Origin of the sequence: Actinopolymorpha singaporensis (genome assembly GCF_900104745.1) — a bacterium.
Classification (GTDB): domain Bacteria; phylum Actinomycetota; class Actinomycetes; order Propionibacteriales; family Actinopolymorphaceae; genus Actinopolymorpha; species Actinopolymorpha singaporensis.
On sequence record NZ_LT629732.1, the window covers coordinates 4,781,917 to 4,806,042 of the forward strand.

Genomic DNA, 24,126 nt, shown 5'->3' on the forward strand with positions numbered 1-24,126 from the left:
CCGGGGACCTTCACGGTTTCGCACCACGCCCGTGGACACCGGGCGATGTCAACGGGCGCTTGACCTCACGGCGCGGCGTTCGCGGCGTTCGCGAAAGCGGTCGAGGAGTTCGTCGGCCGGCAGCGTGTTGATCACCCGATCGGCGGGGACCTCGCACTCCTCAGCGCGGGCGCAGCCGTACGGCTGCCAGTCCAGCTGCCCGGGCGCGTGCGCGTCGGTGTCGATCGAGAACACACAGCCCTGCTCGACCGCCTGGCGCAGCAGCCGCCGCGGCGGGTCCAGGCGTTCGGGCCGGGAGTTGATCTCCACTGCGACCCCGAACCTCCGGCAGGCCTCGAACACGATGTCGGCCTCGAACGACGACTCCGGCCGGGTGCCGCGGCCGCCCGTCACCAGCCGGCCGGTGCAGTGGCCCAGCACGGTGACCAGCGGGTTGGCGATCGCGGCCACCATCCGGGGCGTCATGTCCGCGGCCGGCATCCGCAGCTTGGAGTGCACGCTGGCCACCACGACGTCGAGGGACGCGAGGAGTTCGGGGTCCTGGTCCAGCGAGCCGTCCTCGAGGATGTCCACCTCGATGCCGGTGAGGATGCGGAACGGCGCGAGCTCTGCGTTCAGTTCGCGCACGACCTCGAGCTGGCGGCGCAGGCGCTCGGCGGACAACCCGTTGGCGACCTTCAGCCTGGGCGAGTGGTCGGTGAGCGCGACGTACTCGTGCCCGAGGTCGCGTGCCGTGCGAGCCATCTCCTCGATCGGGCTGCCGCCGTCGGACCACTCGGAGTGGGTGTGCAGGTCACCGCGCAGCGCCGCGCGCAGCGACTCCCCACCCGACACCAGCGGCCCGTGCTCGCCTTCCAGTCGGGCCAGGTAGCCGGCGGTCTCGCCCGCGTACGCCTCGGTGGCGACCTTCGCCGACGACGGCCCGATGCCGGGCAGCTCGGTGAGCGTTCCGTCGCCGACCCGCCGGGCGAACTCCTCCTCGGGTAGGTCGGCAAGGGTCTGCGCGGCCCTGCGGAACGCCCGCACCCGCGGGGTCTCGGCGCGCCCGCGTTCGAGCAGGAACGCGATGCGGCGCAGCTGGTCGATCGCCTCGGTCGCGGTCACCGCCACACCCTAGCGCTCCGGCCTCACCGAGCCCGCGTACCGACGCGGGGCCCACCTGCGTACCCTGCCTCGTCCTCGTTCCGCGCTACCCGAGCGCGCTGCCCACGGGTCTGGGCTCGCCTGTGCCGGCCGCCGACAGAGCCCAAAACGTCGTTAACCCAGCAGAATCGGACAAAAGCCTCCGGGCAGTCCGGACCGGCGTACGACCTCGTCGTGGTGTCCCCTGCCGGCCTGGCCGACGCTCACCATGTGTCACCACGAGCGTGGGTGTCGGGACACGGTGCGTGCGACACTTCGCACGTGCCGAGTCTTCACCGAACGTCCACCGCGAACCATCTGGAGCGCGCGAGCGGGGTGCTCGCCTCCGCCACGATCGAACGGATGCAGGAACGCCTGTCGTGGTTTCGCCGGATGAACCCGCAGGACCGATCCTGGATCGGCCTGGTCGCACAGACGTTCTTCGCGGCGTTCGTCGCGTGGTTCCGCGATCCCGGCCGGGGACCCATCTTCACCGCGGACGTCCTGGGAACGGCGCCCCGCGAGCTGACCCGCAAGGTCACCCTGCACCAGACCGTGGAGATGATCCGGATCGGCATCGAGGTCGCCGAGGAACGCGTCGACCAGATCGTGCCCGAGGAGGACGTGGCCCGGGTGCGCGAGGCGGTCCTGCTGTACTCCCGGGAGATCGCCTTCAGTGCGGCCGAGCTGTATGCCCGGGCCGCGGAGATGCGCGGTGCGTGGGACGCCCGGCTGGAGGCGCTCATCGTGGACGCCGTCCTGCGCGGCGAGACCGACGACGCGGTGCGCTCCCGCGTGGCCGCCCTGGGCTGGTCGGAGTCCGCTCCCGTCCTGGTGGTGGTGGGCAGCACTCCCGAAGGCGACCCGGAGGCCGGGGTGGAACTGATCCGCCGGGACGCCCGGCAGGCGAGGCTGGACGTCCTGACCGGTGTCCAGGGCGACCGGCTGATCGTCATCCTCGGCGGCGAGACCGACCCGGCGAAGACCGCCGGCCGGTTCGCGGCCCACTTCGGCCCGGGGCCGGTGGTCTACGGCCCGGTGGTGACCGACCTGATGGGCGCGTCCCGCGCGGCCCGAGCGGCGATCGCGGGTTACCTCGCCGCGCCGGCGTGGCTGGACGCGCCACGCCCGGTCGGCGCGGAGGAGCTGCTGCCCGAGCGGGCGCTGTCGGCGGACGAGACCGCCCGCAGGCAGCTGGTCGTGGACATCTACACCCCGCTGGCCCAGGCCGGTCCGGTGCTGCTGGAGACGCTGGCCGCGTTCTTCGAGAACGGCGGCTCGGTGGAGGCCACCTCCCGGATGCTGTTCGTGCACGCCAACACCGTGCGTTATCGGCTGCGGCGGATCACCGAGCTCAGCGGCTACTCTCCGTCGAACCCGCGCCATGCGTACACGCTTCGGATCGCACTCACCCTGGGCCGCCTGCACGCCCATCGAGTAGCGTCCGCACACTGACTTTGTAGGGTTCCTACAGAGAAGTTCGCGTAACTTTCGTCCGCCCGGGGCGCCCTTCGGAACCGTTCAGCCGTCAAGGTGGATTTCGTGCTCGTCATCGTCGCGCCTGGACAAGGGGCGCAAACGCCTGGATTCCTCGCACCGTGGCTCGAGGACCCGACTTTTGCCGACCGCATCAACTGGCTGTCCGCGGTCTGCGACACCGACCTCGCCCACTACGGCACCGACGCGGACGCGGACACCATCCGCGACACCGCGATCGCCCAGCCGCTGCTCGTCGCGTCCGGACTCGTCGCCGCGCTCGCACTGTTCCCCCACCCCGCCGACGCGTTCCGCGTCATCGACCTCGCCGCCGGCCACAGCGTCGGCGAGATCACCGCGGCCGCGGGTGTCGGGGTGATCAGTGCGGAGCAGGCGATGGTGTTCGTCCGCCAGCGCGGCAAGGCGATGGCCGCCGCCGCGGCCGAGCACCGCTCCGGGATGATGGCGGTCCTCGGCGGCGACCCCGAGGAGGTGCTCGCCGCGATCGCCCGGCACGACCTCGTGGCCGCCAACAACAACGGCCCCGGCCAGGTGGTGGCCGCCGGCACCCTGGAGGCCCTGGAACGCTTCAGCGCCGACCCGCCGGCCCGCACCCGGCTGGTCCCGTTGCAGGTCGCGGGCGCCTTCCACACCAACTACGTCGCACACGCGGTCGACCTGCTCGGCGGCTACGCCCGGGCGATCACCACCCACGACCCGCGTACCCGCCTGCTGTCCAACCGCGACGGCCACGTCGTCCACGACGGCCGGGAGGTGCTCGACCGGATCGTCACCCAGGTGAGCTCGCCCGTGCGCTGGGACCTGTGCATGCGCACGATGGAGGACCTCGGCGTCACCGGCATGCTGGAGATGCCGCCCGCCGGCACCCTCACCGGCATCGCCCGCCGCGCGCTGCGCGGGGTGGAGACGTTCGCGCTGAAGACTCCGGACCAGCTCGACGACGCGCGCGCGTTCGTGGAGAAGCACGGCGAGGGCGGCCCGGTGGAGGGCAACCCCACCTGGCGGCTGTTGGTCGCGCCGACGAAGGGCGTGTTCAGCCTGGCCGCCGAGCAGGCCGCGGGTGCCGCGCTGGCTCCCGGCGCGGTGGTCGGCAACGTGAGGAGCGGCCGCGACGACCTGCAGGTGGCCGCACCCCACGGCGGCACGATCGTCGAATGGCTGGTCGAGGACGGCGACCCCGTCTCCCCCGGCCAGCCGCTGGTACGCCTGCACCCGGTGAGCGCACAGTGACCGGTGCGATCCGGACTCCCGACGGCACCCGCCACGCCGGCGTGCTCGGCGTCGGCTCGTACCGACCGCACCGGATCGTCACCAACGCCGAGATCTGCGAGCGGATCGACTCCTCCGACGAGTGGATCCGCACCCGCTCGGGCATCGTGAGCAGGCGCTGGGCCGGCCCGGAGGAGACGGTCGCGGCGATGTCGGTCGCGGCCGCCGGCAAGGCCCTGGCCGCCGCGGGGATCCAGGCCGACCAGCTCGGCTGCGTGCTGGTGGCCACGGTCTCGCACCTGTCCCAGACCCCGGCGGTGGCTCCGATCATCGCCACCGAGCTCGGCGCGCAGGGCGTGGCCGCGTTCGACATCTCCGCCGCCTGCGCGGGCTTCTGCTACGGCCTCGAACTCGCCCGGTCCATGGTGAGTTCCGGCACCGCAACGTACGTTCTGGTCGTCGGTGTGGAACGCCTGTCCGACCTCACCGACCCCGAGGACCGGTCCACGGCGTTCCTGTTCGGCGACGGCGCGGGTGCCGCGGTCGTCGGCCCCACCGAGGAGCCGGGCATAGGCCCGGTGGTGTGGGGCTCCGACGGCGCCCAGGCGGAGGTGATCCGCCAGAAGGAGAGCTGGGACGACGCCGTATCCGACGGCGAGTTCCCGCACCTCACCATGCAGGGCAACCCGGTCTTCCGGTGGGCGTCGTATGAGATGGCGAAGGTCGCCCAGCAGGCGCTCGAGCGGGCCGGCGTCGCCGCGCAGGACCTGGACGCGTTCATCCCCCACCAGGCCAACAACCGGATCACCGACGCCATGGTCAAGGCCCTGAATCTGCCCGGCCACGTCGTGATCGCACGGGACATCGCCGAGCAGGGCAACACCTCGGCGGCGTCCATCCCACTCGCCCTCGACCGACTGCTGGACACGTCGGAGGTCAGGAGCGGCGACACCGCGCTCGTCATCGGTTTCGGAGCCGGGCTGGTGTATGCCGCCCAGGTCATCCGGATTCCCTGAAGTACCCAGCGACCCCGCCCTCGTCCCGCGCGGGCGCGGCACCTGAAAAGCGGCATCCACGAGAAGAAGGAGCACCAAGGCATGGCCACTACCGAGGAAATCCGCGCCGGGCTTGCGGAGATCGTCAACGAGGTCGCTGGCATCCCCGCCGACGACGTGCAGATGGACAAGTCGTTCACCGACGACCTGGACGTCGACTCCCTGTCGATGGTCGAGGTGGTCGTCGCCGCCGAGGAGAAGTTCGGCGTCAAGATCCCCGACGACGAGGTGAAGAACCTCAAGACCGTCGGGGATGCGGTCGGCTACATCGAGCGTTCCCAGGGCTGAGGACGCCGGGTGGCCGGTGGCTTGGCCGGCACGCGGAAGTCCGGGTGACGTGACCCGCCACCCGGACGTGTCCAGCGGTGCCGGCCGGCACGCACCGGCCACCCGTCCCGGCGCAGGACGCGGAGACAGAGGAGAACCCGATGAGCACCAAAGTTGTCGTCACCGGCCTGGGCGCCACCACGCCCCTCGGCGGTGACGTCGCCTCGACCTGGGACGGCCTGCTGTCCGGACGGTCGGGCGCGAAGGCCCTGACCGCGCCGGAGTACGCCGACCTGCCCTCCCGGATCGCGGCACCCGCCGCGGTCGAGCCCGGTGAGGTGCTGCGCCGGGTCGAGGCCCGCAAGATGGACCGCTACCAGCAGTTCGCGGTGATCGCCGCCCGCGAGGCCTGGTCCGACTCCGGACTGGAGAAGGAAGAGGTTCCCGGTGAGCGGCTGGCCGTCTCGATCGCGTCCGGCATCGGCGGCCTGATCAGCCTGCTCGACACCTACGACGTACTGAGGACCAAGGGTCCCCGCCACGTCACGCCGTTCACCATTCCGATGCTCATGCCGAACGGCGGCGCGGCCCTGGTGGGCCTGGAGTTCGGGGCGAAGGCCAGCGTGCAGACCCCGGTGGCCGCGTGCGCTTCCGGTAACGAGGCGATCCGGCACGGCCTGGACCTCATCCACTCCGGCAAGGCCGACGTCGTGGTGGTCGGCGGCGCCGAGGCGATCATCCATCCCCTGCCGATGGCGGCGTTCGGGGCGATGATGGCGCTCTCGCGGCGCAACGACGACCCCGAGCATGCCTCCCGCCCCTTCGACAAGTCCCGCGACGGGTTCCTGCTGGGCGAGGGCGCCGCGGTGATGGTGCTCGAGTCCGCCGAGCACGCCGAGCGGCGTGGTGCGCGGGTGTACGCCGAGATCGCCGGCGCGGGCGCGTCGGCCGACAGCCACCACATCGTGCAGCCGGACCCCGACGCCAAGGGCAACACGGCTGCCATGGCCGAGGCGTTGGCCAACGCGGGTATCGCGCCCCACGAGGTCACCCACATCAACGCGCACGCCACCTCCACCTCCGTCGGCGACCTGGCCGAGGCGGCCGGGATCCGCGCCGTACTCGGCGACGCGGCCGACGACGTGGTGGTGACCGCGCCCAAGGGAGCGCTCGGGCACATGCTCGGCGCGGCCGGCGTCGCCGAGTGCATCGCCACCGTGCTGTCGCTCCACAACCGGATCGTCCCGCCCACCGCCAACCTGGTGGACGTCGACGAGCGCGTGAACCTCGACATCGCCGTGGAGCCGCGCAAGCTTCCCGACGGCACGCTCACCGCCTTGAACAACTCGTTCGGGTTCGGTGGGCACAACCTCACGATCGCCGTCCGGAGCGTCTGAGCAGAAGGGACGCAACCGTCACCGAGAACTCCCCCGGCTCGAACGCGGCCGGCAACCCCGCCGCCGAGCCGAAGACGCCGACCACGCAGGCCAAGCCGCCCCGTGAGCAGGACCCGCGCTATCCGCGCAACCGGCTCGCGGCTCTGCTCGACCCGGGCAGTCTCGAACTCCTCACACCCGAGGACCGAAGCGGCATGCTTGCCGTCACCGGCACCGTCGACGGCAGCCCCGTCGTGGCCTTCTGCTCCGACCCGACCATCCAGGGCGGCGCGATGGGCCACGAGGGCTGCGACGTCGTGGTGCGGGCGTACGACCGTGCGCTGGCCGACGACGTACCCGTCATCGGCCTGTGGCACAACGGCGGGGCGCGGCTCGCCGAGGGCGTGCTGTCCCTGCACGCGGTGGGCCGGATCTTCCACTCCATGACGCGGGCTTCCGGCCGGATCCCGCAGATCTCGGTGGTTCTCGGCCCCGCCGCCGGAGGTGCGGCGTACGGTCCCGCGCTCACCGACGTGGTGGTGCTGGGACCGGAGGGACGCATCTTCGTGACCGGCCCGGACGTCGTCCGCTCGGTCACCGGCGAGGACGTCGACATGCTCCGGCTGGGCGGCCCTGAGCCGCACGGGCGGCGGTCCGGCGTCGTGCACGTGGTCACCGACTCCGAGCGGGCCGCGCTCGACGAGGGCCGCCGGCTGGCCGGTCTGCTCGGCGCGCAAGGGAAGCTTGACACCTCCTCCGTGGCCGACACCGACCTGTCCGACCTGTTGCCGGACTCACCGCGCCGGGCGTACGACGTCCATCCGCTGATCGACCACCTTCTCGACGAGGGCAGCGCACTCGAACTCCACCCGCGGTGGGCGCCCAACATCGTCACCACGCTGGGCCGGTTCGCCGGGCGCACGGTCGGCGTCGTCGCCAACAACCCCCTCCGGCTGGGCGGCTGCCTGGACTCCACCTCCGCGGAGAAGGCCGCGCGGTTCGTGCGAATGTGCGACTCGTTCGGCGTACCCCTCGTGGTGCTCGTGGACGTGCCGGGCTACCTGCCCGGCGTCGGACAGGAGTGGGACGGTGTGGTGCGGCGGGGTGCGAAGCTGCTGCACGCGTTCGGCGAGGCCGTGGTCCCGCGGGTGACGTTGGTGACCAGGAAGGCCTACGGCGGTGCGTACATCGCGATGAACTCCCGTGCGCTCGGCGCGACGAAGGTACTGGCCTGGCCCACCGCCGAGATCGCGGTGATGGGCTCGATCGCCGCCGTCCGCATCCTGCACCGGCGCCGGCTGGCCGAGGTGGAGGCGGACGTCCGCCCGCGAGTCGAGGCCGAACTCGCCGCCGAGCACGAACAACTTGTCGGCGGCCTCGACAAAGCGTTGTCGATCGGGGTGATCGACGAGGTGGTCGAGCCCACGCTCACCCGTAGCCGGTTGGCCGCGGCTCTCGCCGAAGCGCCGGACAAGCGCGGCGCGCACGGCAACATCCCGCTGTGAGCCCCTTGTGGCGAGCGGCAGCGTGAGCTGGGACCCGGTGCGGTCGATCGGGGTGCTAGTCAAGGCACCCTGACCGTTTCCCGGGCCTCGAGCGGGACCGGCGGACGGTAGCCGTTGATTCGAACAGCGTTGCGGGAGAGCGGGTCGTTCTCGTCCGCGGTTGCCGAGATCCTCGTGGCGACAGGCGATTCGTGTGGTCACAGGCCGAACGTCGACCGCATCGACGCAGCGCCCGCCGCGCAACCCAGCCTTGACACGCCGAGGATCTCCTCCGTGGTGCGCAGCAGCGAGCAGTGCGTGAAGGCGCGGCTGCTGGACACCTGTCTGGTGTGCGGGGAGATGACGATCGTCGGGATGTGGTTCGACGACGAGGAGCCCTCGTCCCAGGTGATCACGACGGCGAGGCGGCCGGCGCGGTAGTCGGGCCCGGCGAGGATGCGCGGCACCCACCGGGCCAGCCAGTCGTCACCGGCGCCGATCCGTCCGCTGTCGCAGCCGGACGCACCGTGCATGTCGTTGCAGAGGTCGGGTGCTACGAACGAGAACGCCGGCAGGCCGTTGTCGATGCCGTTCCGCAGCGCGCCGGAGCTGGTGGTGCCCAGCGGCACGTCCCAGTCGGCGCACCGGTTGGCGACCGAGCTGTAGTAGGGCGCGGGGGCGTGCCGGGGCACGTACGTGCCGGAGTTGCCCTTGGCACACGCCTGCGGCATCGACTCCGCATAAACCCGCCACTGCTTCCCGGACGCCTGCACCTGCGAGAAGATGCTCGACCCGTCGAACTGGTGGGCGTAGGCGTCGTCGTCGTCGCAGATGCCGTGGGTGGAGCCACTGGTCAGCAGCAGGTAGCCGGGCAGGGAGGGGCAGCCGGTGGAGTAGCCGGCCTGGTAGTTCGTCGCGGTGCCGTAGGTGCGGGCGAGTTTGGCGACGTACGGCGCGTTGCCGCCGTTCAGCACCGAGTCGTACTCCTCGTTCTCCTCCACGATCACGAGGACCTTGCTCGGCCGGACCCGCTTGGCGGGCTTGGCAGGCCTGAGGACCTTGGCGGGCTTGGCGACGTGCGCGGTGGACCGACGGTGCCGCTTCGGCGAAGCCGGCCGGGTGGTCTCCCGGCGGGTGGACGTCGGGGCGGCCCTCGTCGGAGTCGGGGACGACGTGGTAGCGGTGGGAGACGGCGTCGCGGAGTGCGGGGTGGCCGCCGGTGAGGTGGGGGACGGTGACGAGGTGGCCGTCCGGCGCGCCGCGGGACCCTCGGCGGAGGTGTCCTGGGTGCCGCCCACGCCGAGGGACGTACAGCCGGCGAGCACGGTCGCCAGGGCCGCCAGGGCGATCAGGTAAGTACGTCCGCGCACGGTGACCACTTTCCTTGCTCGTTCCCGTCCTTTCCGCGCCGGCGAATCCCACGTGGGCGATATCGCGATCTGGCCTTTTCCGGCCGTACGACTCTCCGCACGTAAATCACCACCGACGCGGCGAAGCCCGTATGGTGACACCCCTTCCTGGGTTGGCTTCCGGCGGGTCTTCGTTCGGCACGGCACAGCCTGCGGACAGTTGGATAGCGCATTCAGCACCTGTTGACCCGGAGGGGAAAAGCGACGAAATGTTCGGCCCGAAGAATTGCGGAAAGCCCGAAATTTCCGGCTTCGGAATCACGAGCCGAATCGCCGCGGCCACTTTCGGCGGCCGGCGGCCGAACTCCTGGAGGGCCTGATGTCGCCGCTCGGCGAGCACCGCGTCTCCGAGATCCGGATCGTCCGCCCCTGCGACCGCTACCCCCGCACGATCGGCCGCAACGCCCGGCTCGGATCGCACGGTAACGGCGGACCGGTCACCGCGGTCTGCCTGGCCACGGACGGCGGCGCCCAAGGGTGGGGGGTCGCTCTGGGAGACCAGGCCGGCCTGGAGGCGGCCGCCCGGTCGCTGCCCGGACGAGCGGTGGCCGACGTGTTCGACCCCGCGGTCGGCGTCACCGACCGGGCCGCTCTTCCGCTCGACCTCGCGCTGCACGACCTCGCCGGGCAACTGCTGGGCCTGCCCGTGTACGAGATGCTCGGCGCCGCCGGGCCGCGACCGGTTCCCTGCTACGACGCGGCCATCTACTTCGACGACCTGGACCCCGACGACGCTCCTCGCGGAGTGGGGGCGGTGCTGGCCAACTGCCGCGCCGACGAGCAGTCCGGCCACCGGGCGTTCAAGCTGAAGATCGGCCGCGGCCACCGCTGGATGGCCCCCGGCGACGGTCTGCGCCGGGACATCGAGGTCACCCGTGCCGTCCGGGAGCAACACCCCGCCGCCCGGATCCTCGTCGACGCCAACGACGGCTACTCCCCCGACAGTTTCTTCGCCTACCTGGAGGCGGTCGCCGACTGCGGGCTGTACTGGATCGAGGAGCCGTTCCCGGAGAACCACGCCGACCTGACCCGGCTGCGGGCCGAGCTCACCCGGCTGGGCTCCACGGCGCTGGTCGCCGACGGCGAGTACGAGCCGGACGTACCCCTCCTGCTCGACCTCGCCGCCGATGGTCTGGTCGACGTGTTGCTGATGGACGTGGTGTCGTTCGGCTTCACCGCCTGGCGCCGGCTGTGGCCACGGGTGCGGTCGCTCGGTGTGCAGCTGTCGCCGCACGCATGGGGCCAGCCGCTGAAGACGCGGTACGCGGCACACCTGGCCGCCGGCCTGGGCGGAGTGCCGATCGTGGAGGGTGTCCCGGGTGAGACGGAGGGCGTCGACGCTTCAAACTACCGGCTGGCGGACGGCGCGCTGCACCTGCCGGACACCCCGGGCTTCGGCATGCCGCTGCCCCCGACCCCCGACGTCGAAGGAGCGAGCCGATGACCACGAACGACCCGACCGGGCGGAAGCCCGATTCCACCAGGGTGCTGCAGAGGTTCTCGCTCGCGGGCAAGGTGGCGCTGGTCACCGGCGCGAGCCGCGGCCTGGGCCGGGCGATGGCACAGGCCCTCGGCGAGGCCGGCGCGTCGGTGGCGGTGACCGCCCGCGGAGCCGACGGCGTACGCCGGGCCGCGGAGGAGCTGCGCGCGCAGGGCATCCGGGCGCACGGAGTGCGTGCCGACGTCACCGACCCGGCCGACGTCGACCGGATGGTCCAGGAGGTGGCCGGGGATCTGGGCCCGATCGACGTACTCGTCAACAACGCCGGCATCAGCGTCCCCGGTACGGCGCTGGAGACCTCGGAGGAGTCCTGGCGGGAGGTGCTCGCCACCAACCTGGACGGCGTGTGGCGGTGCAGCCGGGCGGTCGGCGCGGGCATGGTCGAACGCGGGTCCGGCACGATCGTCAACATCGGTTCGATGTCGGCGATGATCGTCAACCAGCCGCGCTGGCAGCCGCCCTACCTCGCCTCCAAAGCGGCCGTCCACCAGCTCACGAAGGCACTGGCCGCCGAGTGGGCGCCGTACGGCATCCGGGTCAACGCGCTCGCCCCCGGCTACTTCCTGACCGAGGCGTCACCGGTCGACCAGCCGGAGTACCAGCAGTGGTGCGTCGAGCCCGCGGCGATGAAGCGCTACGGCCTGCCGGACGAGCTCGGGCCGGCCGTGGTCTTCCTGGCCAGCGACGCGTCGAGCTTCATGACCGGCTCGGTGGTCGTCATCGACGGCGGGTTCACGCTCTTCTGACGACTTCGGCAGTAGGTTCGGGCCAACGTGGGGCGCGGCCCGAACCGCTACTACGTCGAGATCCATCCCGAGGCGCTGCGCGGCTTCGTGGAGTTGGTGGACCATCCCTGGGTCAGGGGCGTTGCCGAGGCGGTCCTAGGCCCCGACTACCAGATCGTCGAGGTGGGTTTCGACGTTCCAGGCCCCGGTGCGATGAACCAGCCGTGGCACCGGGACTTCCCGATGCCACCCGAGACGCGCGACGAGCATCGGCTGACCAGCCTCGCCTTCAACGTCCCCCTCGTGGACACCGAGCCCGACATGGGTCCGTTCGAGATCGCACTCGGCACGCAGTGGGACCGCGGCGAGGACTTCGAGCACGGGATGTTCCCGGACAGGTCGCTGTACGGACGCTACGAGGAGCGTGCGGTGCGCAGGTTTCCGCAGCTGGGCGACATCTCGGCCCGCTCGGCGCTGACCATCCACCGCGGCACCAGGCACGTCTCGCAGAAGACCAGGCCGGTGCTGGTGCTCGGGCTGGACGCGCCCGGCGCCGGCAACGCCGAACACCACGACCTCGCGGTGACCAGGCGCTACTGGGACGCGCTCCCGCAACGGGTGCGGGACCACCTGGTGTGCCCGGTCGTCGACGAGCTCATCCCCATCACCCAGAAGCACACCATCGAGGGCCTGGTGATGGGTGCGCCCTGAGCCGCCCGGTCAGTCGATGCGTTCGTACGCCGGGACGGTCAGGAAGTCCGCGTAGTGCTCGGCGAGCGCGACGGTCTCGAACAGCTCGCGGGCCGACTGGAACGGCGCCGCGTCGAAGGCCTCCGCACCGAGCGTCTCGCGGATCCTGGCCAGCTCCTCGTCCTCGATGCGGTGCACCAGGTCGGCGGTCACCACCTCGCCGGTGTCCAGGCGGACGTTGTTGGCGATCCACTGCCAGATCTGCGAACGCGAGATCTCCGCGGTGGCGGCGTCCTCCATCAGGTTGAAGATGGCGACGGCGCCGTTACCGCCCAGCCAGGAGGCGAGGTACTGCAAGGCCACCGAGATGTTGTTGCGCAGCCCCTCCTCGGTGACCTCGCCGGGCGTCGCCTTCACGTCCAGCAACTGCGCGGCGGTGACGTCGACGTCCTCGCGCAGGCGTTCCAGCTGGTTGGGCCGGTCGCCGAGCACCGCGTCGAAGACCTGCTTGCAGATGGGCACCAGGTCGGGGTGGGCCACCCACGAGCCGTCGAAGCCGTCACCGGCCTCGCGTTCCTTGTCGGCCCGCACCTTGGCCAGCGCGGTCTCGTTGACCTGCGGGTTGCGCCTGCTCGGGATGAACGCCGCCATGCCGCCCATCGCGAACGCGCCGCGCCTGTGACAGGTGCGCACCAGCAGCTCGGTGTAGGCGCGCATGCAGGGCGCGGTCATGGTGACGGCGTTGCGGTCGGGCAGCACGAAGTCCGGCCCGGCGTCGCGGAAGTACTTGATCAGGCTGAAGAGGTAGTCCCAGCGGCCGGCGTTCAGGCCGGAGGCGTGCTCGCGCAGCTCGTAGAGGATCTCCTCCATCTCGAACGCCGCGGGGATCGTCTCGATGAGCACGGTCGCCCGGACCGACCCGGCCGGGATGTCCAGACGCTCCTCGGCGAAGGTGAACACGTCGTTCCACAGCCGCGCCTCGAGGTGGCTTTCCATCTTCGGCAGATAGAAGTAGGGGCCGCTGCCCCGTGCCAGCAGCTCGGCGGCGTTGTGGAAGAAGTGCAGGCCGAAGTCGGCCAGTGCGCCCACCATGGGGCGGCCGTCGACCAGCAGGTGCCGCTCGTCCAGGTGCCAGCCGCGCGGGCGGACGACGATCGTGGCCAGCGGAGCATCGTCGCGCAGCGAGTAGGACTTGCCCTCGGGCGAGCTGAACGACACCTTCCGGCGTACGGCGTCGGCGAGGTTGACCTGCCCGCCGACGACGTTGGCCCAGTGCGGCGTGTTGGCGTCCTCGAGGTCGGCCAGCCAGACGTTGGCGCCGGAGTTGAGGGCGTTGACCGTCATCTTGCGTTCGGTCGGACCGGTGATCTCCACCCGCCGGTCGGTCAGGTCCGCGGGGGCCGGCGCCACCCGCCAGCTCGGGTCGTCACGGATCTGCCGGGTCTGCGGCAGGAAGTCCAGCCGCCCGGTGCGGGCGACCTCCGCCCGGCGCTCCCTGCGAGCGGCCAGCAGCTCGTCGCGGCGGGCGCCGAAGCGCTGCTGCAACTCCGCGAGGAAGGCAAGCGCCTCGTCGGTGAGGATCTCCTCGCCTCGTTCGACCTGTCCACCCGCGACGGTGATGTCGACCACGATGTGCACCTTTCTTCCCGATATTCGGCAAGTGCAACGTCTAGCACATGCCACCGACGGTCGCCCGCCGGTGACCGGTGCGTCCCACCCCGTGGGTCGGGCGGTCCCGGAAGCGGCGAGGATTGACGGAGGGGTCACGGGGATTTGCTTGGGACTTCTCGGGGATTCACGGGGATTCGCAGGTCAGCGGGAACGAACGGAGGGAGCCGACGCGTGCCTACACCGAGGTTCGGAGTACCCACCAGACTGCTCGCGTCCCTCGCGTTCGGTACCGTCCTGAACCCGCTGAACTCCTCGATGATCGCGGTCGCGCTGGTCCCGCTCCAGCACGAGTTCGGTGTCGGTGTGGCGACCTCCAGTTGGCTCGTCTCCGGCTTCTACCTCGCGGCGGCGGTGGGCCAGCCGCTGATGGGGCGGATGGTGGACCTGCTCGGCGCCCGCCGGCTGTTCGTGGGTGGACTCGCGCTGATGTGTGCGGTCTGCGCCGCCGCACCCTTCGCCCCGGGCTTCTGGTGGCTGGTCGGCATCCGGGTGCTGATGGCGGTGGGCACATCGACTGCATTCCCCGCCGCGCTGGTCCTCATCCGCGCCGCCGTGGAAAGTGAGCAGCCTGCCGGACAGAACTCCGCCGGCGACTCCGACGACTCCGGGAACTCCGGGAACTCCGGGAACGGCTCGCGTCCCCCTTCGGCCGCGCTGGCCGCCCTCACCGTGGCCGCCTCGACCAGCGCCGCGCTCGGCCCCGTGCTCGGCGGTTTCCTGGTGGCGTTCGCCGGCTGGCAGGCCGTCTTCCTGGTCAACGTGCCGTTCACCGCAGCCGGGATCATGCTCGCCGTCCGCCTGTTGCCGAAGCCGCCGGCGCGCACCGCCGGCGCGGAGCCGTTCCTCCGCACGGTCGACCTGCCCGGGTTGTTGTTGTTCAGCGCCACCCTGACCGGCCTGCTGGTGTTCCTGCTGTCGCTCGCGGACCGGCCGCAGTGGTGGCTGGTTCCCTTGGTGGTCGTGCTCGCGGCGGCCCTGGTACGTCGGGAACTGGCCGCGCCCGCCCCGTTCCTGGACGTCCGCGGGCTCGTCGCCAACCGCGCCCTCTCGTCCGTGCTCGGCCAGCAGGGCGGGGTCAACCTCGTGTTCTACTGCGTGTTCTTCGGCCTGCCGCTGTGGCTGGGTTCGGTACGCGGGTTCGGCTCGGACACCGTGGGACTGCTGATCCTGCCGCTGGCCCTCATGGGCGTGCTGATGACACCGGTGGCCGCCCGGGTGGTGAGCCTGCGCGGGTCGCGGGCGACGCTGGTGTTCGGCTCGGCAGTGCTGCTGGCGGGCACGCTGGTCGTGCAACTGCTGCACGAGTCCAGCCCGGTGATCGTGATCGTGGTGGCAGCGCTGCTGTTCGGCATCCCCGGCGGGTTCAACAACCTCGGCCTGCAGACCGCGTTGTACGAAGCCAGCCCACCGGAGCGGATGGGTTCCTCGGGCGGGTTGTTCCAGACGTTCCGGTACCTCGGCGCCATTCTGTCCACCAGCGTTCTCGGCATCGTGTTCGAACGCGACCTGAGCACACGGGGTCTGCACCACGTCGGCTGGCTGATGACCGCGGTCGCGGCCGTCCTGCTGCTGCTCGCCCTCGCTCGACACGGTGGTCGGCGCCGCCACGTAGGATCCGGGAACACGATGTCGATCGCGGACGGGGAGGCGACATGACGGCCATCGCGGACCTGCGCGAGACGCTCACGACGGTCCTCGGCCCGGCCGGGGTGATCTCCGATCCGGTCGAGCTGCGCACCTACGAGTGCGACGGCCTCGCCGGCTACCGCGTGGTCCCCTCGCTGGTGCTGCTGCCGACTACCACGGCCGAGGTCGCGGCGGTCGTACGCGCCTGTCACCGGGCGAAGGTGCCCTTCGTCGCTCGTGGCGCCGGCACCGGGCTGTCCGGCGGCGCCCTGCCGGTGGCCGAGGGCGTGGTGATCTCGCTGCAGCGGATGCGCGCGCTGGTCGAGGTCGACCCGGCCAACCACCGGGCGGTCGTCCAGCCCGGGGTCACCAACCTGGCGATCAGCCGGGCGGTCGCGGCGTACGACCTCTACTACGCCCCCGACCCGTCCAGCCAGCAGGTCTGCACGATCGGCGGCAACGTCGCCGAAAACTCCGGCGGCGCCCACTGCCTGAAGTACGGCTTCACCACCAACCACGTGCTCGCGCTGGAGACCGTGCTGCCCGACGGCAGCGTGGTGTGGCTCGGTGGCCCGTCACCCGAGGTCGCCGGGCCCGACCTGCGCGGGCTGATGGTCGGCTCGGAGGGCACGCTCGGCATCGTCACCGGCGTCGTGGTCCGCCTGCTGCGCAAGCCGGAGGCGGTGCACACGCTGCTGGCCGACTTCCCGTCCATCGAGCAGGCGGGCAACACCGTGACCGACATCATCGGCGCGGGCATCGTCCCGGCGGCGATGGAGATCATGGACCAGCTGGCGATCGAGGCGTCGGAGGCCGCGGTCGGTGCCGGCTACACCCTGGAGACACCCGCCGCACTGGTGATCGAGCTGGACGGCCCGGCCGACGAGTGCGGTGAGCTGTTCGGGGCGGTGCAGGAGCTGTGCCACCGCAACGGCACCACGAAGATCCGGGTGGCCGCCGACGACGCCGAACGCGCCCGGATCTGGACCGGCCGCAAGGCGGCGTTCGCGGCGGTGGGCCGGATCAGCCCGCAGTACTTCGTCCAGGACGGCGTGGTCCCCCGCACCCGGCTGGCCGAGGCGCTGGGCACGATCGGGGCGATGGGGGCCGAGGCCGGGCTGCGGGTGGCCAACGTCTTCCACGCCGGCGACGGAAACCTCCACCCGCTGGTGCTGTACGACGAGGCGCGCGGCGAGCACGAGCGGGCCGAGAAGCTGTCCAAGGCGATCGCCGAGCTGTGCGTCGACCTCGGCGGGTCGCTGTCCGGCGAGCACGGCATCGGCACCGACAAGGCCTGCTCCATGCCGGTGATGTTCGGCGAGGACGATCTCGCGACCATGGGCCGGGTACGCCGGGCGTTCGACCCCGACGGGCTGTGCAACCCTGGAAAGGTGCTGCCCACGCCGCGTCTGTGCGGGGAGAAGCCGGGACCCTACCGACCCCATCCGCTGGAGGCCGACGGTGTCATCGAGCGTCTCTGACCGCACATCGACCGGCGAGTTGCCGACCGTACGCCCCACCGACCTGGCCCAGGCCCGGGACGCGATGCGCGACGCCGCGCGGGACGGTCACCGGGTGCTCGTGCGCGGGGCCGGCACCGCCCAGTGCTGGGGCGCGCCGGTCGGGCCCGTCGACGTGGTGGTGGACACCACCGGGATGGACCAGCTGGTCGCGTACAACCCGGCGGACATGACCGTCGCGGTGGGCGCCGGCATGGCGATGGCCGACCTGCAGAACCGCCTGGAGGGCCAGCGGGTCGCGCTGGACGCCGCACGGATCCCGGCCGGTGCCACCGTCGGCGGGCTGCTGGCCACCGCAGACGGCGGACCCCTGCGAGCCACCTACGGCACGCTGCGCGATCTCGTCATCGGCGTGACGGTGGTGCTCGCGGACGGCACCGTGGCCCGCAGCGGTGGGCACGTGATCAAGAACGTCGCCGGCTACGACCTGACGAAGCTGTTCGCCGGTTCGCTGGGGTCGTTCGGGCTGGTGGCCGAGGTGGTGCTGCGCGTGCACCCGAGGCCGGAGGCCAGCCGGACCCTCGCCGTTCCCTGCCCGGTGACCGAGGCTGTGACGGCGGCCGGCGTCGTGCTGGCATCACCGCTGGAGCCCGTCGCCGTCGACTGGCACGACGGCCGGTTGCTGGTGCGCTTCGAAGGTACGACCGCCGGTGCGGTGACCCGGGCCGACAAGGCGCGGGAGCTGCTGGGACGCGGCGACGTCCTCGCCGTCGACTCCGAGGAGGCCGCCTGGTCGAGCCTGGCGGCGCTGGTGCGCGGCGGGGAGGGCCAGACCGTGCTGCGCGCGGGCACCCGCCCGGACCAGATCGGCGAGCTCGCCGAACTCCTCCACACCCTCGCCGACCGGCACGGCGTGTCGGCCGCCCTCACCGCGGGAGTCGGCGTGGGTGTCTCGACGGTCGCTCTCACCGGCGGGAGTCCGGCCGGCCACGGAGCGGTGCTCGACGGCTGGCGCGCACGGGTGCTGGCCACCGGCGGCAGCGTCACCGTGCACCGTGCCGCGGACGGGCTGTTCGAAGTCGCCCCCGCCTGGGGTCCCGCACCCGCGACCGCACCGCTGTTGCGGGCGATCAAGCAGGAGCTGGACGCCGACCATCGGCTGGCTCCGGGACGGTTCGCGCCATGGTTCTAGTCCCCGGCCCGCTGCCCAACGCTTCCGGGCCCTGCTCGCCACCACCGGGAGGACGTTCGCGATGACCGACCATCTCGCCCAGCCCCACGCGGGCGACGCCGGGTCCGAGGACATCTTCGGCCACCTTTCCCCGTCGGCCGGGCCGGGCAACTTCGACGCACACCACCCGCCGGACAAGGACCTCCTCGACGACTGCGTTCACTGCGGGTTCTGCCTGCCCACCTGCCCCACGTACGCCCTGTGGGGCGAGGAGATGGACTCCCCGCGCGGGCGGATCTACCTCATGGACCTCGTGCGCGAGGGGGCCGCGTCCTTCGACGACCAGCTGGTCCGGCACTTCGACACCTGCCTGGGCTGCATGGCCTGCGTGACGGCGTGCCCGTCCGGTGTGCAGTACGACAAGCTGCTGGAGTCGATGCGGCCACAGATCGAGCGCCACCACGCGCGCGGGTGGTCCGACCGAACGTTCCGCGAACTGATCTTCGCGCTCTTCCCCCACCCTCGCAGGCTGCGGCTCGCCGCGATCGGCGGGCTGGCGTACCAACGCAGCGGCCTGCCCCGGCTGCTGCGCCGGGGGCGTTTCCTGGATCGGCTGCCGGCCAGGGTCCGTGCGCTGGAATCGCTGCTTCCACCGATCCGGGCTCGCGATCTGGTGGCCGCCCCGCCCGAACGCGTGGCCGCGGTCGGCACACCGCGCCGCCGGGTGGCGGTGCTCACCGGCTGCGTGCAGCGGGTCTTCTTCGCCGGTGTCAACGCGGCGACCGTGCGCACCCTCGCCGCCGAGGGCTGCGAGGTGCTGATCCCACCCGACCAGGGCTGCTGCGGGGCGCTCAGCATGCACACCGGCAGGGAACCCGAGGCACTCGTCCGGGCCCGGCAGACCATCGCGACGTTCGAGCGGTACGACGTGGACACGATCGTGGTCAACGTAGCCGGCTGCGGTTCGACGATGAAGGAATACGCCACCCTGCTGCGCGACGACCCCGACTGGGCCGACCGGGCGGCGGCCTTCAGCGCGAAGGTACGCGACGTCACCGAGGTGCTCGCCGAGCTGGAGCCACGCGCGCCCCGGAACCCGATCGAGGGCCGGGTCGCCTACCACGACGCCTGCCACCTGGGCCACGCACAGCGGGTACGGTCCGCGCCGCGGGCGATGCTGGCGAGGATCCCCGGGCTGGAGGTCGTCGACCTGCCCGAGGCGGAGCTGTGCTGCGGCTCGGCCGGGGTGTACAACCTGCTCGAACCCGATGCCGCCGCCGAGCTCGGCCGCCGCAAGGTGGCCAACGTCCGTTCGGTGGAGCCCGATCTGGTGGCCACCGCCAACCCGGGCTGCCTGCTGCAGATCCGCCGGCACCTCGGCGAGCAGGCGCCGCCGCTCCTGCACCCGGTCGAACTCGTGGACGCCTCGATCCGCGGCGAGTCTCCCCTTCGCTCCGCCGCGAGCCCGACCGCTCGGTGAACTAGGACGCTTCCTGGTGTCCGGGTAGCCGGGCGGCGACGCCGTCCAGCAGGCAGTCCACGCCGAGTGCCACGCTGTCGTCCTCGCTGGGCCCGCTCGGTGCGGTCAACCAGTCGCGCAGCAGCGGGCACCCCGCGTCGTCGGCCAGGTCAGTCATCGCCTTGATCGCGGCCACGAAGTCGCCGGGCCCTTCCAGGCCGTACTTCACCCGCATCCGGTGCTCCTCGGCCGCCTGCAGCCCCGCGCCGACCAGGTGCCGATCGAGCAGGGCGGCGTACGTCATCGCACTACTGACCGGCAGGCCCTGGCCGGTCAGCACCGCCAGCATGAACTCCGTCCGCCGCATCAGGTGCGGACCGGCCGGCGGCCTGGTGTGCACGAGTTCGGCCCACCACGGATGCCGGACGATCATCTGCCAGGTGCGGGCCGCCAGTCCGGTCAGGTCCGCACGCCAGTCCGCGCCGGGTGCGTCGGGCACCTCCACCTCGGCCACGGCGGCGTCGAGCATCAGGTCCGTCAACCCGTCCTTGCTGCCGACGTGCCGATACAACGCCATCGGCGTGACCGGGCCGAGCCGCGCGGCCACCGCCTGCATGGTGAGTGCGTGCCGGCCGCCCTCGTCGGCCACCGCGAGGGCGGCGCGCACGATCTCCGCCCTGCGCAGTCCCCGTCGCCCCTCGGGGAACTGCCGGGTCCAGATCGTCGCTCCGGAGTCGGAAAACGAGGTGGCCACCCGGGGAGTTTACGCCATACACTTCGTGTTTATCTCATATACCTAGGCCGGAGGCGCGGTGCGCCCGGCGTTGACGCAGAGGTGGCGACGAGCCGACATGAACCCCCGCCCCGAACAGCCCCACACCTCTTCCCAGGAAACGCCCCGCGCCTCCCAGCCACCGGCCAGTTCCCAGCCACCGGCGGACATCAGGCTGGGGATCGTTCGCGGAATCAGCTACGGACTGTTCGGTCCGCCGGACGAATTCGTTCCGCAGGCCCGCGGGCTCGGCGCCAGGCTGGTCCGGGCCTACGTCTACTGGGGGCAGATCGAACGCACACCCGGCCAGGACGACTGGTCGGTGGTGGACACGTTCCTGGACCAACTCGACGGCACCGAGGAGGTCTGGGTCACGGTCTGCTCGAGCTCTTCGTGGGCGACCCGGCAGCCGACCGACTTCCTGCCGCCCTCCCCGGCGCACGACCTGACCGCCTACACAGATTTCGTACGCCGGCTGGTGACCCACTGCGCGGGCCGGGTGCACTACTGGCAGTGCGACAACGAACCCAGCAACACCGGCCTGCTGTGGGCCGGCACCGCCCCGGAGTACCTCCGCCAGCTGAAGGCGATGTACGCCGCGGTGAAGGAGGTCGACCCGACCGCCGACGTCGTTCTCGGCGGCTGCGGTTACGACGTACTCGGGGGCGAGCCGGGCGGCCCGGCCCGGGAGTTCTTCGACCACCTCGCCCGGGAGGGGCGGGACTACTTCGACGTCTTCGACGTCCACCTCTACGACGAGCCCGCCCGGATCCTGGACCATCTCGCCACCGCACGGTCACTCATGCGCGCACACGGATACGAGAAGCCGGTCGTGGTCGGTGAGTACCGCGGCCCGACGCCGTTCTGGTTCCCGGGAGCGATGGCGATGATCACCGAGACGATGATGTCCGCGTTCGCCGACGCGACCGAGGCCGTGACCGAAGCCGTGACCGAGGCCGTGACCGGAGCCCCGGTCGACCTCAGCACCGCCGAGCTGCGTGCCCGGGCGGGACGCGAGACCCCCGAACGCAGGGCGATGCGGGCGCTGTACGCCCGGCCGGACGTCCCGCCGGAGCTGGCGATGTTCCTGGCGGACTGCCCACCGGACCAGGCGGCCAGGCGGCGCCGGATGGGCTGCCGGGACCTGGTGATGCGCAACCTCCTGGCACTGTCGGCCGGGGTGCGGCGCACGATCTGCTGGGACCTCGCCCCGGAGGTACCAGGTCGCGTCGACCACCTCACCATGGCCCACCTCATGTACGCGACGTTCCCGTTGCTGGACTACGAGGGGACGAAGCTGAACGTACGCCACCCGGAGGCGGAGACGTTCGCCCTTCTCGCCCGGCAGCTCGCCGGAGCCAGGGCGGTCATCCGCCGCCCGGTGCCGGGCCGGCCGGAGGTGGCGGCCTTCGACGTCGACCGCGGGGCGGTACCCCCGCTGCTGGTGGTGTGGGACGAGGAGTGCGACCTGTTGGACGGCGAGGATCTGCCGGCGCGACCGGCCGAGGTGCCCTGGTCGGCGCTCGACGAGGACTCGGCCGTGGATGCAGTGGGAGCCGTGGACGTGTTCGGGGCCGCCGTCGCCGTGGAGACGCGGCCGGCCTCGGTGGTGGTCCCGGTGTCCGTCACGCCGGTGTTCGTCTCCCCAGTCGCCGTCGAGGGGCCCTGAGGGCCGCGCCACGACCTCAGGCCACACATGCAGAGGCGAACGGAGCCGTGGACAAGAACGAGGGCGTGACCACTCGGGAGTGGTCACGCCCCACGTGGTGCGGCCGCGTTGCTCGGCTGCCGAGGTCGCCCAGTCGGCCCGCCGCGCGGCCACGTCTTTGGGTGAAGCACACGTCTTCTGGTGAAGCTGGGAGGTGAGGCTCAGCTGCGACGACGAGATGTTTGTGTCCCGCAGCCCTGCGTCACCGGAAGATTACCTATATGCATGGCAGTCCGGTCAACCCCAACCAATCGGTAATATTGCAAACCTTTGGCGACGGCCCGCAGACGTCACACGACCTGGTGCAGCCAGCGCACCGCGGCGCCCTCACCCGCGTGCCGGAAGGGCTCCAGTTCGTCGTCCCACTGCTTGCCCAGCACCCGCTCCAGCTCGTGCTCGAGCGGGGACTCCCCCAGCCGGGCCTTCACCATCGCCGCCTTCAGCCGGTCCTCGGGGACGAGGATGTCGCCGTGCGGCCCGGTGACGGCATGGAAGAGACCCAGCGTCGGGGTGTAGGAGTAACGAGCGCCCTCGCAGCCGGGACTCGGCTCCTCGGTCACCTCGTAGCGCAGCTGGCGCCAGCCTCGAAGCGCGGAGGCAATCGCCGCCGCGGTGCCTGGTTTGGCCTGCCAGGACAGCTCGGTTCGCTGGGCGCCGACGCAGGCAGGCTGCGGCGTCCAGTCGAAGGTCACGCGCACGCCAACAACGCCGGCGACTGCCCACTCCACGTGGGGACATACCGCCGACGGCGCCGAGTGGACGTACAGCACGCCTCGTGTCGTCACCGGGACCACCTCTCCTGGTCGAGCGAGCGCCTTCCCCAGCGTCCTCGACTGATGAAGCAGCAGTCCGGTACCGCACAAGTTTGCCGGAAGCTCCCGGCCTACGCCATCCGCTCCGCGTGTCGCGCTTTCGGCGCGTCGCCCGGCGGCGCGCCCGCCCTGCCAGGCGGAGCCGTCGCCCGGCAGTTCGGGACGGCCGTCCACCGGCCGTCGGCCGGCACGGCCCGAATGCTCAGAACCCAGTCAGGGAACGCGGATCGGGCGTGCGGGTGACCGTCCGGCCGGCGGCCGCGGCCAGCCCGGCGAACGCCGCCGCGTCCACCACCGCGGCGCAGCCCGGGTCGTTGTTGAAGTACGCGAAGACGTCGGTGCGGTCGTCGTAGACGTCCGCGATTCGCTCAACCCAGGACTTCAGCGCTGCTCTGCCGTACCGCGGCCACGGGCGTGCCTTCCCCTCGTGGAAGCGGACGTAACCCCAGTCCGTCGTACGCCACAGCGGGGTGAGCGGACGGCCCAGGCGATCGGTCCAGGCGAGCGCCGCACCGTGGCGTTCGAGCAGCCGGCGAACGTCGTCGGTCCACCACGACTCGTGGCGAGGCTCGACCGCGACGCGGACACCGGGCGGGAACGCCGAAAGGCACTCGCCCAGCCGTTCCGGTTCGGCGCGCAGGTTGGGCGGGAGCTGGACCAGGATCGGCCCGAGGTTTCCGGCCAGGCCGCGGGCGTGGTCCATCAGGCGATGGACGGGTTCCTCCGGCTCGCGCAGGCGCTTGATGTGGGTGAGGAACCGGCTCGCCTTGACCGCCACGGTCACGTCCGCGGGCAGCCGGTGGTTCCACGCCTCGAAGGTTTCGTACGACGGAAGCCGGTAGAACGCGTTGTCGAGCTCGACCGTGGCGAAGCGTTCGGCGTAGTGCTCCAGCCACAGCCGCTGCGGCAGCTTCTCCGGGTAGAACCTCGCCCGCCAGTCGCGGTACATCCAGCCGCAGGTCCCCACCAGGATCGGCATCCGCGCGAACTCCCCTCAGGCCCGGTCCGAACCGTCACGCCCCGACAACCGGGGCGGTACCGTCATGCCCGACGCTAGGGCACCGACGGCTCACTGGCGCGCCACGCCACGGTCCTGGATCACCGCAGCCGAT

General features: G+C 71.6%; 20 protein-coding genes. 14 read left to right on the forward strand and 6 right to left on the reverse strand.

Annotated features, from left to right (window positions below):
* Positions 1-48: 48 nt before the first annotated feature.
* The gene (locus tag BLU27_RS21560) at positions 49-1,104 is read right to left on the reverse strand and encodes a PHP domain-containing protein (RefSeq protein ID WP_197681514.1); all 1,056 of its coding nucleotides are present in this window, start codon (positions 1,102-1,104) and stop codon (positions 49-51) included.
* Between the two features lie 300 nt (positions 1,105-1,404).
* On the opposite strand from BLU27_RS21560, the gene BLU27_RS21565 reads away from it, so the two are divergent.
* The 6 genes from BLU27_RS21565 (at position 1,405) to BLU27_RS21590 (ending at position 8,031) form a co-directional block, all read left to right on the forward strand.
* Positions 1,405-2,577, forward strand: a complete 1,173-nt coding sequence (locus BLU27_RS21565) for a PucR family transcriptional regulator (protein WP_241827558.1) — start codon at positions 1,405-1,407, stop codon at positions 2,575-2,577.
* 87 nt (positions 2,578-2,664) lie between these two features.
* A complete protein-coding gene (locus BLU27_RS21570; RefSeq protein ID WP_092655508.1) occupies positions 2,665-3,849 on the forward strand; it encodes an acyltransferase domain-containing protein in 1,185 nt (394 codons plus the stop codon).
* Positions 3,846-4,844, forward strand: a complete 999-nt coding sequence (locus BLU27_RS21575; RefSeq protein ID WP_241827559.1) for a beta-ketoacyl-ACP synthase III — start codon at positions 3,846-3,848, stop codon at positions 4,842-4,844. Before BLU27_RS21570 ends, BLU27_RS21575 begins: the two co-directional genes overlap by 4 nt.
* An 81-nt stretch (positions 4,845-4,925) precedes the next feature.
* Complete coding sequence (locus BLU27_RS21580; protein WP_092655512.1) at positions 4,926-5,171, forward strand: acyl carrier protein; 246 nt, start codon at positions 4,926-4,928, stop codon at positions 5,169-5,171.
* 140 nt (positions 5,172-5,311) lie between these two features.
* On the forward strand, positions 5,312-6,547 hold the full coding sequence (locus BLU27_RS21585) for a beta-ketoacyl-[acyl-carrier-protein] synthase family protein (protein WP_092658002.1): 1,236 nt from the start codon (positions 5,312-5,314) through the stop codon (positions 6,545-6,547).
* 194 nt (positions 6,548-6,741) lie between these two features.
* Entirely contained in the window at positions 6,742-8,031 is a 1,290-nt protein-coding gene (locus tag BLU27_RS21590) for an acyl-CoA carboxylase subunit beta (protein WP_241827560.1), read from the forward strand.
* Between the two features lie 197 nt (positions 8,032-8,228).
* Here BLU27_RS21590 and BLU27_RS21595 read toward each other — a convergent pair whose 3' ends face one another.
* The gene (locus BLU27_RS21595; RefSeq protein WP_157728745.1) at positions 8,229-9,380 is read right to left on the reverse strand and encodes an alkaline phosphatase family protein; all 1,152 of its coding nucleotides are present in this window, start codon (positions 9,378-9,380) and stop codon (positions 8,229-8,231) included.
* Between the two features lie 358 nt (positions 9,381-9,738).
* Here BLU27_RS21595 and BLU27_RS21600 point away from each other — a divergent pair, with 358 nt between their 5' ends.
* The 3 genes from BLU27_RS21600 to BLU27_RS21610 are packed head-to-tail and all read left to right on the forward strand — an operon-like array spanning position 9,739 to position 12,356.
* A complete protein-coding gene (locus tag BLU27_RS21600) occupies positions 9,739-10,863 on the forward strand; it encodes a mandelate racemase/muconate lactonizing enzyme family protein (RefSeq protein ID WP_092655515.1) in 1,125 nt (374 codons plus the stop codon).
* A complete protein-coding gene (locus tag BLU27_RS21605; RefSeq protein ID WP_092655516.1) occupies positions 10,860-11,666 on the forward strand; it encodes an SDR family NAD(P)-dependent oxidoreductase in 807 nt (268 codons plus the stop codon). The genes BLU27_RS21600 and BLU27_RS21605 overlap by 4 nt, the downstream gene beginning before the upstream one ends.
* Before the next feature lie 27 nt (positions 11,667-11,693).
* The gene (locus BLU27_RS21610; RefSeq protein WP_092655517.1) at positions 11,694-12,356 is read left to right on the forward strand and encodes a phytanoyl-CoA dioxygenase family protein; all 663 of its coding nucleotides are present in this window, start codon (positions 11,694-11,696) and stop codon (positions 12,354-12,356) included.
* A gap of 9 nt (positions 12,357-12,365) precedes the next feature.
* On the opposite strand, the gene aceB is transcribed toward BLU27_RS21610, so the two are convergent.
* A complete protein-coding gene (gene aceB, locus BLU27_RS21615) occupies positions 12,366-13,964 on the reverse strand; it encodes a malate synthase A (protein ID WP_092658006.1) in 1,599 nt (532 codons plus the stop codon).
* 213 nt (positions 13,965-14,177) lie between these two features.
* On the opposite strand from aceB, the gene BLU27_RS21620 reads away from it, so the two are divergent.
* The 4 genes from BLU27_RS21620 (at position 14,178) to BLU27_RS21635 (ending at position 19,743) form a co-directional block, all read left to right on the forward strand.
* Positions 14,178-15,662, forward strand: a complete 1,485-nt coding sequence (locus tag BLU27_RS21620; RefSeq protein WP_092655518.1) for an MFS transporter — start codon at positions 14,178-14,180, stop codon at positions 15,660-15,662.
* Positions 15,659-17,113, forward strand: a complete 1,455-nt coding sequence (locus tag BLU27_RS21625; protein ID WP_092655519.1) for an FAD-binding oxidoreductase — start codon at positions 15,659-15,661, stop codon at positions 17,111-17,113. The genes BLU27_RS21620 and BLU27_RS21625 overlap by 4 nt, the downstream gene beginning before the upstream one ends.
* A gap of 19 nt (positions 17,114-17,132) precedes the next feature.
* Positions 17,133-18,284: an FAD-binding oxidoreductase gene (locus tag BLU27_RS21630; protein WP_206744627.1), complete on the forward strand. Its 1,152-nt coding sequence runs from the start codon at positions 17,133-17,135 to the stop codon at positions 18,282-18,284.
* Between the two features lie 61 nt (positions 18,285-18,345).
* Entirely contained in the window at positions 18,346-19,743 is a 1,398-nt protein-coding gene (locus BLU27_RS21635) for a (Fe-S)-binding protein (RefSeq protein ID WP_092655520.1), read from the forward strand.
* Position 19,744: 1 nt separating this feature from the next.
* Here BLU27_RS21635 and BLU27_RS21640 read toward each other — a convergent pair whose 3' ends face one another.
* Positions 19,745-20,476: a TetR/AcrR family transcriptional regulator gene (locus BLU27_RS21640; RefSeq protein ID WP_092655521.1), complete on the reverse strand. Its 732-nt coding sequence runs from the start codon at positions 20,474-20,476 to the stop codon at positions 19,745-19,747.
* A 97-nt stretch (positions 20,477-20,573) separates the two neighbouring features.
* On the opposite strand from BLU27_RS21640, the gene BLU27_RS21645 reads away from it, so the two are divergent.
* Positions 20,574-22,163: a glycoside hydrolase family protein gene (locus BLU27_RS21645; protein WP_092655522.1), complete on the forward strand. Its 1,590-nt coding sequence runs from the start codon at positions 20,574-20,576 to the stop codon at positions 22,161-22,163.
* Between the two features lie 329 nt (positions 22,164-22,492).
* Here the strand turns inward: BLU27_RS21645 and BLU27_RS21650 are convergent, their stop codons facing one another.
* Both BLU27_RS21650 and BLU27_RS21655 read right to left on the reverse strand, forming a co-directional pair.
* Positions 22,493-22,987, reverse strand: a complete 495-nt coding sequence (locus BLU27_RS21650; RefSeq protein WP_092658010.1) for a DUF3145 domain-containing protein — start codon at positions 22,985-22,987, stop codon at positions 22,493-22,495.
* 229 nt (positions 22,988-23,216) lie between these two features.
* The gene (locus BLU27_RS21655) at positions 23,217-23,993 is read right to left on the reverse strand and encodes a DUF72 domain-containing protein (protein WP_092655523.1); all 777 of its coding nucleotides are present in this window, start codon (positions 23,991-23,993) and stop codon (positions 23,217-23,219) included.
* Positions 23,994-24,126 lie beyond the last annotated feature (133 nt).

Excerpts from the sequence above, each read along its gene's own strand:
- BLU27_RS21580 (WP_092655512.1), top strand. The coding sequence starts at position 4,926 with ATGGCCACTACCGAGGAAATCCGCGCCGGGCTTGCGGAGATCGTCAAC.
- BLU27_RS21585 (WP_092658002.1), top strand. The coding sequence starts at position 5,312 with ATGAGCACCAAAGTTGTCGTCACCGGCCTGGGCGCCACCACGCCCCTC.
- BLU27_RS21590 (WP_241827560.1), top strand. The coding sequence starts at position 6,742 with ATGCTTGCCGTCACCGGCACCGTCGACGGCAGCCCCGTCGTGGCCTTC.
- BLU27_RS21600 (WP_092655515.1), top strand. The coding sequence starts at position 9,739 with ATGTCGCCGCTCGGCGAGCACCGCGTCTCCGAGATCCGGATCGTCCGC.
- BLU27_RS21605 (WP_092655516.1), top strand. The coding sequence starts at position 10,860 with ATGACCACGAACGACCCGACCGGGCGGAAGCCCGATTCCACCAGGGTG.
- BLU27_RS21625 (WP_092655519.1), top strand. The coding sequence starts at position 15,659 with ATGACGGCCATCGCGGACCTGCGCGAGACGCTCACGACGGTCCTCGGC.
- BLU27_RS21635 (WP_092655520.1), top strand. The coding sequence starts at position 18,346 with ATGACCGACCATCTCGCCCAGCCCCACGCGGGCGACGCCGGGTCCGAG.
- BLU27_RS21645 (WP_092655522.1), top strand. The coding sequence starts at position 20,574 with ATGAACCCCCGCCCCGAACAGCCCCACACCTCTTCCCAGGAAACGCCC.
- BLU27_RS21655 (WP_092655523.1), bottom strand. The coding sequence starts at position 23,993 with ATGCCGATCCTGGTGGGGACCTGCGGCTGGATGTACCGCGACTGGCGG.